The 12,009-nt window shown below is 63.1% G+C and carries 11 protein-coding genes; 6 read left to right on the plus strand and 5 right to left on the minus strand.

All coding sequences use genetic code 11. The features are described 5' to 3' along the window. Nucleotides 1–64: 64 nt before the first annotated feature. Entirely contained in the window at nt 65–2,047 is a 1,983-nt protein-coding gene (mnmC, locus tag BM315_RS00940) for a bifunctional tRNA (5-methylaminomethyl-2-thiouridine)(34)-methyltransferase MnmC2/FAD-dependent 5-carboxymethylaminomethyl-2-thiouridine(34) oxidoreductase MnmC1 (RefSeq protein ID WP_090496865.1), read from the minus strand. Between the two features lie 299 nt (nt 2,048–2,346). Between mnmC and pap the strand changes: the two genes are divergently transcribed. Both pap and BM315_RS00950 read left to right on the plus strand, forming a co-directional pair. Next, nucleotides 2,347–3,834: a polyphosphate:AMP phosphotransferase gene (gene pap / locus BM315_RS00945; RefSeq protein WP_090496866.1), complete on the plus strand. Its 1,488-nt coding sequence runs from the start codon at nt 2,347–2,349 to the stop codon at nt 3,832–3,834. A gap of 131 nt (nt 3,835–3,965) precedes the next feature. Continuing rightward, nucleotides 3,966–5,150, plus strand: coding sequence for a thiolase family protein (locus BM315_RS00950; protein ID WP_090496867.1), 1,185 nt, complete (start codon nt 3,966–3,968; stop codon nt 5,148–5,150). An 88-nt stretch (nt 5,151–5,238) separates the two neighbouring features. On the opposite strand, the gene BM315_RS00955 is transcribed toward BM315_RS00950, so the two are convergent. Then, nucleotides 5,239–5,448, minus strand: a complete 210-nt coding sequence (locus BM315_RS00955; protein WP_090496869.1) for a DUF6316 family protein — start codon at nt 5,446–5,448, stop codon at nt 5,239–5,241. A gap of 264 nt (nt 5,449–5,712) precedes the next feature. On the opposite strand from BM315_RS00955, the gene BM315_RS00960 reads away from it, so the two are divergent. Beyond that, nucleotides 5,713–6,684 (plus strand): DMT family transporter, encoded by a 972-nt coding sequence (locus tag BM315_RS00960; protein ID WP_090496871.1) that lies wholly within the window; start codon nt 5,713–5,715, stop codon nt 6,682–6,684. Nucleotides 6,685–6,701: 17 nt separating this feature from the next. Here BM315_RS00960 and BM315_RS00965 read toward each other — a convergent pair whose 3' ends face one another. The 3 genes from BM315_RS00965 to BM315_RS00975 form a co-directional block, all read right to left on the minus strand. Next, nucleotides 6,702–7,319: an NAD(P)H-dependent oxidoreductase gene (locus BM315_RS00965; RefSeq protein ID WP_090496873.1), complete on the minus strand. Its 618-nt coding sequence runs from the start codon at nt 7,317–7,319 to the stop codon at nt 6,702–6,704. Nucleotides 7,320–7,321: 2 nt separating this feature from the next. After that, nucleotides 7,322–8,707, minus strand: a complete 1,386-nt coding sequence (locus tag BM315_RS00970) for a class II fumarate hydratase (protein ID WP_090496875.1) — start codon at nt 8,705–8,707, stop codon at nt 7,322–7,324. A gap of 97 nt (nt 8,708–8,804) precedes the next feature. Then, entirely contained in the window at nt 8,805–9,815 is a 1,011-nt protein-coding gene (locus BM315_RS00975) for a DUF2804 domain-containing protein (protein WP_090496877.1), read from the minus strand. Between the two features lie 235 nt (nt 9,816–10,050). On the opposite strand from BM315_RS00975, the gene BM315_RS00980 reads away from it, so the two are divergent. The 3 genes from BM315_RS00980 (at nt 10,051) to trhO (ending at nt 12,009) form a co-directional block, all read left to right on the plus strand. Further along, nucleotides 10,051–10,551, plus strand: a complete 501-nt coding sequence (locus tag BM315_RS00980; RefSeq protein WP_090496878.1) for a DUF2059 domain-containing protein — start codon at nt 10,051–10,053, stop codon at nt 10,549–10,551. A 13-nt stretch (nt 10,552–10,564) separates the two neighbouring features. Further along, nucleotides 10,565–10,858, plus strand: a complete 294-nt coding sequence (locus BM315_RS00985; protein ID WP_090496880.1) for a BolA family protein — start codon at nt 10,565–10,567, stop codon at nt 10,856–10,858. A gap of 212 nt (nt 10,859–11,070) precedes the next feature. After that, nucleotides 11,071–12,009: an oxygen-dependent tRNA uridine(34) hydroxylase TrhO gene (trhO, locus tag BM315_RS00990; RefSeq protein WP_090496882.1), complete on the plus strand. Its 939-nt coding sequence runs from the start codon at nt 11,071–11,073 to the stop codon at nt 12,007–12,009.

Consider the following 12,009-nt stretch of genomic DNA (forward strand, 5'->3'; position numbering starts at 1 on the left):
TCTGTATACCCCGTAGGGTATTTATGCGGGGTGATGCACGCAAGCGCCGCTCCTTGGGATGCGACTATTGGCCGCGTATCAGCAGGCGCAGGGCGAAGCGGTTGGGGTGGCAGGCCTCGGCGACATCGCGGGGCACGGGCAGCGGTTCGGCATCCAGCCAGGCGGCAATCAGTTCGCCGGACAAGGGCGCGGTGATCAGCCCCCGTGAACCGTGGCCGCTGTTGATATACAGGCCGTCGAGCCAGGGGCAGGGGGTATCCGGCACCTGGCGGGCATCCTTGGTCAGCACCGCATAGGCCTCGAGAAAGGCCGGACGATCGGCCAGGGGGCCGACGATGGGCAGGTAGTCCGGGCTGGTGCAGCGAAAGGCGGCGCGGCCCTCGAGCTGTGCCGGGTCGAGCCGGGCGCTGTGCAGGCGCTCGGCCAGGTCGTTGGAGATTTCTTCGAGCAGGCCAAGGTTGTCCGCATGATCGGCACTGTTGAGCGCCAGGTCGTCGCTCTTGAAATCGAAACTGGCACCCAGGCAGTGTTCGCCGAGGCGCGCCGGGGCGATATAACCCGAGGCACAGACCACGCTGCGCAGTGCCGCGCTCTGTGTGGTAGCCGGTATCCGGCTGATCTGCCCGCGAATGCGTTTGAGCGGCAGTTCGGCGCTGCAGGGGAAGCGCTTGATCTCGGCGGCGCCGGCCAGCACCACCACGGCGGCACTGGCAAGCAGCCGGGTGCCGTTCCAGGCCTGCCAGGTTTGGCCGTCGCGGCGCAATTCCAGTGCTTCCTGGTGCAGTTGCAGGCGAATATTCGGCTGCTCGGCGAGCAACCGACACAGCGCCGGCGGATGCACCCAGCCGGCTTGCGGGTAGAACAGCCCGCCGGCCGGCAGCTGGATGCCGGCTTTGGCTTCGGCACTGGCCTGGTCGAGCTTGACCAGCAGGTCGTCGGGGAAGGCGGCGGCCAATTGCGTCTGGCGTTGCGCCTCCTTGGCGTCGAGGGCCAGTTGCAGCACTCCACAGTTGTCCCAGTCGCGGCCAATCTGCAGGCGTTCGAGCAGACGGCGGGTGTAGCCGAAGCCACTGACGATCAAACGCGACAAAGCCGTGCCGTGGGCCGACAGTTTGAGGTAGAGCACACCTTGCGGGTTGCCCGAGGCTTCCTCGGCGATAGCCGCGTGGCGTTCCAGCAGGGTCACCTGCCAGCCACGTGTCGCCAGGCTGGCCGCGGTGGCGCAACCGGCCATTCCCGCGCCTATGACCAGGGCCCGGCGTTCGCGCTGGCGTAGCGCTGGACGGGCGAACCAGGGTTTGCCGGCGCATGTAGCGCTGCCGACGAACTGGCCTTTGAGGACTTCCCACTTATGGCCCAGGCCAGGCACCCGCTGCATCTTGAAACCGGCGTCATTCAGGCGCCGGCGCACGTAGCCGGTGCTGGTGAAGGTGCCGATGCTGGTGCCGGGGGCGCTTAGCCTGGCCAGCTCGGCGAAGAGTTTCGCAGTCCACATCTGTGGATTTTTCGCCGGGGCGAAACCGTCGAGAAACCAGGCGTCGATGCGCGCATCGAGTTGCGGCAGCATCTGCAGGGCATCGCCGATCAGCAGGGTCAGGATGACCCGTCCGCCGGCGAACGTCAGGCGCTGAAAACCCGGATGGACGGCGATGTACTGGCTCAGCAGCTCTTGGGCAAAGGGCGCCAGCTCCGGCCACAAGGCCAGGGCGCGCTGCAGGTCGGCGTAGTCGAGCGGGTATTTCTCGACACTGACGAAGTGCAGCCGTGCGCCGGCGGGCGCCTGCTGCTCGAACAACTGCCAGGCGCAGAGAAAATTCAATCCGCTGCCGAAGCCGGTTTCGCCTATCGCCAGTTGCTCGTCGTCACCCAGGGCACTGAAACGCGCCGGCAGATCGTTATTGGCGAGAAACACATGGCGGGTTTCGGCCAGGCCGTTCTGCTTGGAGAAATAGACGTCGCCGAATAGCCGCGATAACGGTTGCCCCTGAGCATCCCAATCGAGTTGCGCGGGTTGGCTGTCGGGTAGGTCGAGCGGGGAGTCGGGCATGGCAAGGGCACCAGATTTAGCAGGCGGGCATTATGTGGGAGGGGCTTCAGCCGCGAAAGGGTGTCTGCTTGGTGTTATCGCGGCTAAAGCCCCCCACAGGGCCTGTGGGGTGTTTGCGATTGGTTGCTTGCCTCGGTCGGGGCAGCGAACTTCGGTTGTGTCGACTGATTGTGTCGGCGAGGCGGCCCCGGCGCGCTGCGGGTTGCTTTGCCGAATGAATCTGCTGGGTAATGGCACATGGCCCAGCCCGTCGCGCGCGCGATCCGCTAGGCTCTATTGATCACACCAGGGAGCTAGTCATGTTCGAGTCCGCCGAGATTGGTCATTCCATCGACAAGGCCACGTTCGACGCCGCCGTACCGGCGTTGCGCGAAGCATTGCTGGAGGCACAGTACGAGTTGCGCCAGCAGGCGCGTTTTCCAGTGATCATCCTGCTCTGCGGGATCGAGGGGGCCGGTAAGGGTGAGACGGTCAAGTTGCTCAACGAGTGGATGGATCCGCGTCTGATCCAGGTCAGCACCTTCGATCAGCAGACCGACGAGGAGCTGGCCCGCCCGCCGGCCTGGCGCTATTGGCGGCAGCTGCCAGCCAAGGGGCGCATGGGGGTTTTCTTCGGCAACTGGTACAGCCAGATGTTGCAGGGGCGGGTGCACGGGCGCTTCAAGAATGCCGTGCTGGATCAGGCTATCGAGGCCGCCTTGGCCCTGGAGCGTATGCTCTGTGACGAGGGCGCGCTGATCTTCAAGTTCTGGTTCCATCTGTCCAAGAAGCAGATGAAGGCGCGCCTCAAGTCGCTGCAGGACGATCCCTTGCACAGCTGGCGCATCAGCCCGCTGGACTGGCAGCAGTCGAAAACCTATGACAAGTATGTGCGGGTCGGTGAGCGGGTGCTGCGCCGCGCCAGCCGTGACTATGCGCCCTGGTATGTGGTCGAGGGGGTGGATGAGTATTACCGCAGTCTGACGGTGGGGCAGATTCTTCTCGATGGCTTGCAGGCCGCGCTCAAGACCAAGAGCCGGCAGGAGCCTCAGCCCCATGCGGCGCCGCTGACCTCCAGCCTGGATAACCGTGGCTTGCTCGACAGCCTGGACATGAGCCAGGCGCTGGACAAGGCTGACTACAACGAACAACTGATCGCCGAGCAGGCGCGGCTCTCGGGTTTGTTGCGCGACAAGCGCATGCGCAAGCATGCCCTGGTGGCGGTGTTCGAGGGCAACGATGCGGCCGGCAAGGGCGGCGCGATTCGCCGGGTGACGGCGGCGCTCGATCCGCGCCTGTACCGCATCGTGCAGGTGGCGGCGCCGACCGACGAGGAGAGTGCGCAGCCGTACCTGTGGCGTTTCTGGCGGCATATCCCGGCGCGCGGCAAGTTCACTATGTTCGATCGCTCCTGGTATGGCCGGGTGCTGGTGGAACGGGTCGAGGGGTATTGCAGTCCCGCCGACTGGCTGCGCGCCTATGGTGAGATCAACGACTTCGAGGAGCAACTGACTGACGCCGGCGTGGTGCTGGTCAAGTTTTGGCTGGCGATCGACCAGCAAACCCAGTTGCAGCGCTTCAAGGAGCGTGAACAGACTCCCTTCAAGCGTTTCAAGATCACCGAGGACGACTGGCGCAATCGCGACAAGTGGCCGCTGTACCGCGATGCCGTGGGCGACATGGTCGACCGCACCAGTACCGAGATCGCGCCCTGGACCCTGGTCGAAGCCAATGACAAGCGCTTCGCCCGGGTCAAGGTGCTGCGCACCCTCAATGAGGCGCTGGAGGCGGCGTTTGCCAAGGATTGAAGCTTGCCGCGGCACCAATAGGAGTTGGCGAAAGATGGTCGCGCATATGGCTGGTGAATGATCGTCGCAGGCTGAGATTGTTCAGCCTTATTCTCGCGACCTATCCAACGTCAACAACAATGAGGTGCATCATGCGTGAAGTGGTGATTGTCGATAGCGTGCGGACTGGCCTGGCCAAATCCTTCCGTGGCAAGTTCAACCAGACCCGTCCGGACGATATGGCGGCTCATTGCGTGAATGCGCTGCTGGCGCGCAGCGACCTGGATCCGGCGCTGGTCGAGGATTGCATCGTCGGTGCCGGCTCCAACGAGGGCGCCCAGGGCATGAACATCGGCCGCAATGTGGCGGTGCTCTCCGGTCTGGGCACCCAGGTCGCCGGCATGACCCTCAACCGCTTCTGTTCTTCGGGGCTGCAGGCCATCGCCATCGCCGCCAACCAGATCGCCTCGGGTTGCAGCGAGATCATCGTCGCCGGCGGCGTCGAGTCGATCACCATGACCCTGAAAAGCATGAATACCGACAACCTGTTCAACCCCACCCTGCAAAAGGATCTGCCGGGGATTTACTACCCGATGGGGCAGACCGCCGAGATCGTCGCGCGGCGCTACAACGTCAGCCGCGAAGCCCAGGACGCCTACGCCCTGCAGAGCCAGCAGCGCACCGCGCGGGCCCAGGCCGAAGGCCTGTTCGACGACGAAATCGTGCCGATGAGCGTCAAGTACCTGGTCGAAGACAAGGCCAGCGGCGAGAAGAGCATCGTCGAAGGCGTGGTCGAGCGCGACGACTGCAACCGTGCCGACACCACCCTGCAAAGCCTGGCCGCGCTCAAGCCGGTGTTTGCCGATGACGGTTCGGTAACGGCCGGCAACGCCTCGCAGTTGTCCGATGGCGCCTCCATGACCCTGGTCATGAGTCTGGACAAAGCCCTGGAATTGGGCCTCGAACCCAAGGCCTATTTCCGCGGTTTCGTCGTCGCCGGCTGCGAGCCGGACGAAATGGGCATCGGCCCGGTGTTCTCGGTGCCGAAGCTGCTCAAGGCCAAGGGCTTGAGCGTTGCCGATATCGACCTGTGGGAGCTCAACGAAGCCTTTGCCTCGCAGTGCCTGTATGCCCGCGATTGCCTGGGTATCGACAACCACAAGTACAACGTCAATGGCGGGTCGATCTCGATCGGTCACCCGTTCGGCATGACCGGCTCGCGTCAGGTCGGTCATCTGGTGCGCGAGCTGCAGCGGCGCAACCTGCGTTACGGCATCGTCACCATGTGTGTGGGTGGCGGCATGGGCGCGACCGGCCTGTTCGAGGCCTATCGCTGAAGCGCAGCCAGGTAAGCCTGGGTTGAGCATAAAAAAACCGCGTCGATCCAGGCGCGGTTTTTATGGGCGGCGGGCGGCACAACCTGGCTCAGAATGCTCGACTCTCGATGATGTCGCTGGCTTGAATCATGCGGCGGACATAGAAGGCAATCTCCCGCTCCGCGTCGATGCGAGTGAAGTAGGGGCCTTCGAGGGTGCCTTCGCGGGTGGCGAAGAAATACTGGCCGTTTACCGCAGTGACCCGCTCACTGCGGTAGTGCGTGCCGGGGCTGGGGTCGATGGTGCGTTGACCGAACATGACGGGAACCTCATGCAATAAGCCGAACAGTTTGAGTCTAATCCTCGCGGGTCAAGTTGCTCGACTTGACGACCAATGGTTGGTTTTTTGACTTTAGTTGCATGATTTTCGCTGATTTATGCGCTTTTGACGTCAAGCCTGTGACTGTATGTTATTCCAAGCAGTACAGTTGCGGTACGCAAGCCGACTTAACTGTGACTGTGTCGGTAGGCTTGGGCGGCATAAACTAGCGGTTTACGTCGTCAGCTTGGGTTCGAGGCAGTCATGCATATTTCTTCCGGCCGTTGGCTCTACGGCATGTTTCTGGCGCTGCTCACCGCTCTGCTCTGGGGCGTGCTGCCGATCAAGCTCAAGGAAGTGCTGCAGGTGATGGACCCGGTTACGGTCACCTGGTATCGACTGCTGGTTTCCGGTTCGATTCTGCTGGCGTACCTGGCTGCAGTCCAGCGCTTGCCGCGTTTCCGTCCTCTGGGCCGTAAGGGCGCCTGGCTTCTTGCCCTGGCGATTGCCGGGTTAAGCGCCAACTATGTGCTCTATCTGGCCGGCTTGAACCTGCTCAGCCCCGGTACTACGCAGCTGGTGATCCAGGTCGCGCCCATCTTGCTGCTGATCAGCAGTCTGTTTGTCTTCCGTGAGCGTTTCAGTCTCGGTCAGGGCGTTGGTCTGGTCGTGCTGCTGCTCGGTTTTGTGCTGTTTTTCAATCAGCGCCTGGGCGAATTGCTGACTTCCTTGACCGATTACACCGCCGGGGTCCTGATCGTGCTGCTGGCGGCGATTGTCTGGGTGTTCTACGGGCTGGCGCAAAAGCAGTTGCTGACGGTGTGGAATTCGCTGCAGGTGATGATGGTGATCTACCTGGCCTGTGCACTGCTGCTGACGCCCTGGGCACAACCGCAGCAGGTCTTCGAGCTGAGTGCGCTACAGGGTTGGCTGTTGTTCGCCTGCTGCCTGAACACCCTGGTGGCCTACGGCGCGTTTGCCGAGGCGCTGGCGCACTGGGAGGCCTCGCGGGTCAGTGCGACCCTGGCGATCACGCCGCTGGTGACGTTCGGCTCGGTAGCGCTGGCAGCGACCTGGTGGCCGGATCATGTCCGGCCCGAGCAGATCAACTGGCTCGCCTACGGCGGTGCGGCGCTGGTGGTGCTGGGCTCGGTCTTGACGGCTCTCGGTCCATCGCTGATGGCCAACTTGCGTGCCCGGCGTGCCCGGCGTGCGCGGTTGGCGGCGCAACTGTAGCCGCGCATCCGCAGTTCTCAGGCACGGCTGCCGAGCGTTTCGGCGCGGCGTAGCCAGCTCTGGCGCTGTTCCTCGGAGGAGGGCCGCACCGGGGCGAATTCGGCCAGGCGACGGGTCTTGATGCCGCTGAAACCGAGGATGGTGCGGGTCATCTGCCGGTGTGCCGGCGCGCCATAGATCCAGCGGAAGTACCAGGGCGGAGTGTCCATGGTCACCAGCAGATCGGCGGTACGGCCGCTGAGCAATTTATCCCAGAGTTGCGAGCGATTGCGGTACTTGAAGGCGAAACCAGGCAGGAAGGTGCGATCGAAGAAGCCCTTGAGCAGGGCCGGAATGCCACCCCACCAGACTGGATAGACGAACACCAGGTGCTCGGCCCAATGGATTTGCCGCTGTGCCTCGAGCAGATCCGGCTCGAGGTTCTGGTTCTGCTCGTAGCCGCCGCGCAGAATCGGATCGAAAGTCATTTCCCCCAGCCTCAGCTGTCGCACCACGTGGCCTTTTTCGCGTGCGCCCTGGGCATAGGCTTCGCCGAGTGCGTTGCACAGGCTGGTATTTTTCGGTGTGCCGAGAATCATCAGGATGCGTTTGCCGTCACCTTCGATTGGCGTCGCGCCGCTTTTGCTTTCAGTCATCCTTATCTGGCTCCTAGCATGCTTTCCGGGCGTACCCAGAGGTCGAATTGTTCGTCGCTCACATAACCCAGGGCCAGTGCGGCGGCGCGTAGGGTGAGGCCTTCCGTGTAGGCTTTCTTGGCAATCTCCGCAGCCTTGTCATAACCAATATGCGGGTTCAATGCCGTGACCAGCATCAGGCCGCGTTCCAGGTGCGCGGCCATCATCTGGCTGTCGGGCTGCATGTCGGCGATGCAGTGCTGCTGGAAATTGCGACAGCCATCGGCGAGCAGGCGAATCGATTGCAGAAGGTTGTGGATGATCACCGGTTTGAACACGTTGAGCTGCAGATGCCCTTGGCTGGCGGCAAAGCCGATGGTGACATCGTTGCCCAGTACCTGGCACGCCAGCATCGACAGCGCTTCGCACTGGGTCGGGTTGACCTTGCCCGGCATGATCGAGCTGCCAGGCTCGTTGGCCGGCAGTTTGACCTCGGCAAATCCCGCGCGTGGGCCGGAGCCGAGCAGGCGCAAATCGTTGGCGATTTTCATCAGGGCCACGGCAAGGGTTTTCAGCGCGCCGGACAGACTGGTCAGGGGTTCGTGGCCGGCCAGGGCGGCAAACTTGTTGGGCGCGCTGACCAGCGGCAGGCCGCTCAAGGCCGCGAGTTCGGCGGCGATGGCTACGGCAAAGCCCTGGGGGGAATTGAGCCCGGTGCCGACGGCGGTACCGCCCTGGGCCAGTTCGCAAACCGCCGGCAGGGTGGTACGGATCGCCCGTTCGGCATGCTCGAGCTGGGCGACGAAGGCTGAGAGTTCCTGGCCGAAAGTGATCGGCGTGGCATCCATCATGTGGGTGCGGCCGGTCTTCAGCAGTTTACCGTGGCGAGCGGCTTGCTCGGCGAGCCCGCCGGACAGTTCGGCCAGGGCCGGCAGCAAGTCATGCTGCACGGCGCCGGCCGCGGCGATGTGCATGGCCGTGGGGAAGCTGTCGTTGGAGCTTTGCGCGCGGTTGACGTGGTCATTCGGGTGTACCGGGCTTTTGCCGCCACGTGGGCCACCGGCCAGTTCGTTGGCGCGGCCGGCGATCACTTCGTTGACGTTCATATTGCTCTGGGTACCACTGCCGGTTTGCCAGACCGCCAGGGGGAATTGCGCGTCATGCTGGCCAGCCAGCACTTCGTCGGCGGCTTGTTCGATCAGGCGGGCGATGTCCAGCGGCAGGTCGCCGATGCGGGCATTGACCCGCGCAGCGGCTTTCTTGATCAAGGCCAGGGCATGTAGCACGGCCAGCGGCATGCGCTCCTCGCCGATGGCGAAATTGATCAGTGAACGTTGGGTTTGCGCGCCCCAGTAGGCTGTTGCAGGTACTTCGATGGGGCCGAGGCTGTCGGTTTCGGTGCGGTTCATGGAGTTCTCCGGAAAACGCTTCAGCCAGTTTAGGCTGTGGAAACCGTTCGCGGGTTCCCTTGCCGACGGCGGGTCTGTGCATGCGCTCCTGGTCGGGTTACCAGCGCGCATGGGTCGCGCCCAGCCAGCCCAGCGCTGCGTTCACCGGCACGCATGCGCCATTGGGTCCACGCAGCATGCCGTCAAAATGGCCAAACCACTGTCGGGTATCGGCGTAGAAGGGGCCCAGGCGTGGATAAGCTCGATGCAGTTGCTGCGGGGTGAAAGTCAGGTCGACCCGTTCGTCATGGCTGTTCAGGTGCCACGGGGCCATCGGGGCCTGGTTCTTTTGCTGGATCAATACCGGGGTGTCGAGATGCAGCAGTGCACCGCCAAACCACAAGGCGTTTTCCGACAGCGCGCTGTGATCGGTCCAGCCTGCGCCGAAATTGCCGGCAATGCCGCCCGGCGCGGCAAAGGCGGCGCGCGTCCAATGACTGTGCAGTGGCCAGACGCCGCGGCCAAAGTCCATGGCGGCAAAGCTTTGGCCGGGGGCGCAGTCGTAGTGGCGGTTGCCGAGCTGCACGCTGCCGCCGACTGGCAGCCCCATCTGCCGACAGGTGGCATGGAAGTGCCGCGGGCCGAGCGGGGCGACCAGGTTGACCGAGTCGAGATGGGCGGGGCGCTGGATATCCAGGGCAACCTGCAGTGGTTGGCCGCCGATGTCGGGTGCCGCGACGGTCAGGCGCAGGCGGCCCGGCTGTTCGATGACGCGCAGCTGCAGGCGCGGGTGGCAGAACTCATGGCTTTGCTCGGGCTGATCCGGTAGCCCGCAATCGCGCGCCAGCAGGCGCAGCTGGCTATGCGCGAGTGCCTGGCCACTGCTCAGGTCGTGAAAGAAGGCGGCGCCGTAGCCGACATAGTCGAGGTCGGCCTGAGTCAGCGAGAGCATCCAGTGCGGGGTGGTGATGCACCAGTGGTTCCAGCGCTTGCGGCGGCCGAGGTGCCCGGGTAGGGCACAGTCGACTCGCGGTCGGGGCGACCAGCCGATGGCCTGCGGATTGAGTTGGCCGCGAGAATCGCACAGGGCTATGGCGCAAGTGGCAGGTGGCTGGGCGAAGCTGTTCATCGGGCACGTCCATGTGTGTTGCGAAACGCGGTGCAGTGAATCCGCCGTCCTGCAAGAGCCTAGGAGGATTGCAGGCATAAGTCGAGCTTGCCCGCACCTTCAGGCCTGGGTGAGTACAGGCATTCTGATCTGTTGCCTGACAAGCGGGGCGTCGCTTGAGTGCAGGGCCGACTTGGGCACAAAATGCCCGCTCATGGGTCGTACATGAGTCGTCCCATCAAATCCGGAGCATTCAATGTCGCGTTTATCTGCCCTCTGTGCCGTTGCCATATTGACCTGCGGCAGCGCCCAGGCGTTTGCCGATGCCAGCAGTCATGCTGCCGATGCGGAGCGCTTCCTGCAGTTGGCCCAGGCCGACAAACTGGTGGTGCCGGTCTATGCCCAGGTGCAGCAGATGTTCGCCCAGCGTTTCGCCGAGAATGGCGCGCCGGCGTCTAAAAAGGCTCTGCTGGAAACCTACCAGGCCAAGGCCAATACCGAGCTGGATCGGGCCGTCGCCTGGGACAAGCTCGAGCCGGATATGGTCAAACTCTACACCAGCAATTTCAACGAGCAGGAAATGCAGGAATTGGTTAGCTTCTACCAATCGCCGTTGGGCCAGAAGGTCTTGCAGAAGATGCCGATGTTGACCGAGAAATCGGCGCAACTGACCCAGGGCAAGCTGGAAACCGCAGTACCGAAAGTGAATAAACTGCTGGCGGACATGACCGCCGAGCTGGGGCCGAAACAACCGTGAATGGAGTTTTAATATGTCGAAACTAGCTCAACTGCAGGCTGCCTTGGCTGCACTTGACCCCGAGCACCTCGAGGTGCTGGACGAAAGTCACATGCACAGCCGGGGGCTGGAAACCCATTACAAGGCGGTGATTGTCAGCCCTGGATTTGCCGGCTTGAATGCGGTGAAGCGGCACCAGAAGGTTTACGCCAGCCTGGGCGAGCTGATGAACGAAGTGCATGCCCTGGCGTTGCATACCTATACACCCGAGGAATGGGCGCAACAGGGGGCTGCGCCGAAATCGCCGACCTGCCAGGGTGGGCATTGAAGCCGAGCGGTCTGCCGGCGACCTTCTCTACTCTACGGTCGAGCGCCTAGCGCACCGACAAAAAGCAACCTGTCCGGGGCGCCGGATCAATCCGCCCCTACACGGCAGGCAGCAAGAAAAGTAAACTACCCAGCGCGCCGGCTCACGCCGGCGCGTTCGTTTGCAGACCCAGTCCGCCCTTTACGTGGGCGACTACTGAAGGAAAAGATTCGATGAGTGACAAGATAGTCGTGGCCGCGCTGTACAAGTTCGTCTCCCTGCCGGATTACCAGGCATTGCGTGAGCCCCTGCTGCACAGCATGCTGGCCAACGGGATCAAGGGCACCTTGCTGCTCGCCGAAGAAGGCATCAATGGCACCGTTTCCGCTTCGCGCGCCGGCATCGACGGCTTGCTCGCCTGGTTTGCCCTGGACCCGCGCCTGGCCGATGTCGACCACAAAGAGTCGTACTGCGACGAGCAGCCGTTCTACCGCACCAAGGTCAAGCTGAAGAAGGAGATCGTCACCCTGGGCGTGCCGGGCGTCGATCCCAACCAGCAGGTCGGCACCTATGTCGAGGCCCACGACTGGAATGCGCTGATCAGCGATCCCGAGGTGCTGCTGATCGACACGCGCAACGACTATGAAGTGGCGATCGGCACTTTCGAGGGCGCAGTCGACCCCAAGACCAAGTCGTTTCGCGAGTTTCCCGAGTACATCAAGGCGCACTTCGACCCGGCCCGGCACAAGAAGGTGGCGATGTTCTGCACCGGCGGCATTCGCTGCGAGAAGGCGTCCAGCTATATGCTCGGTGCCGGCTTCGAACAGGTGTTCCATCTCAAGGGCGGGATCCTCAAATACCTGGAGCAAGTGCCCGAGGAACAGACCAGGTGGCGGGGTGACTGCTTCGTCTTCGACAACCGGGTCACCGTTCGACATGACCTGACTGCGGGCGATTATGACCAGTGCCATGCCTGCCGCACGCCGATATCCGTGGAAGATCGCCAGTCCGAGTACTACAGCGCAGGCGTAAGCTGTCCGCATTGCTGGGATTCGCTGCCCGAGAAAACCCGCGCCGGCGCCCGCGAACGGCAAAAACAGATCGAACTGGCCAAGGCCCGCAACCAGCCGCATCCATTGGGTTACAACCCACGCCAAGCCAACGAGGGCTAG

It is taken from the genome of Pseudomonas borbori (genome assembly GCF_900115555.1).
GTDB lineage: Bacteria > Pseudomonadota > Gammaproteobacteria > Pseudomonadales > Pseudomonadaceae > Aquipseudomonas > Aquipseudomonas borbori.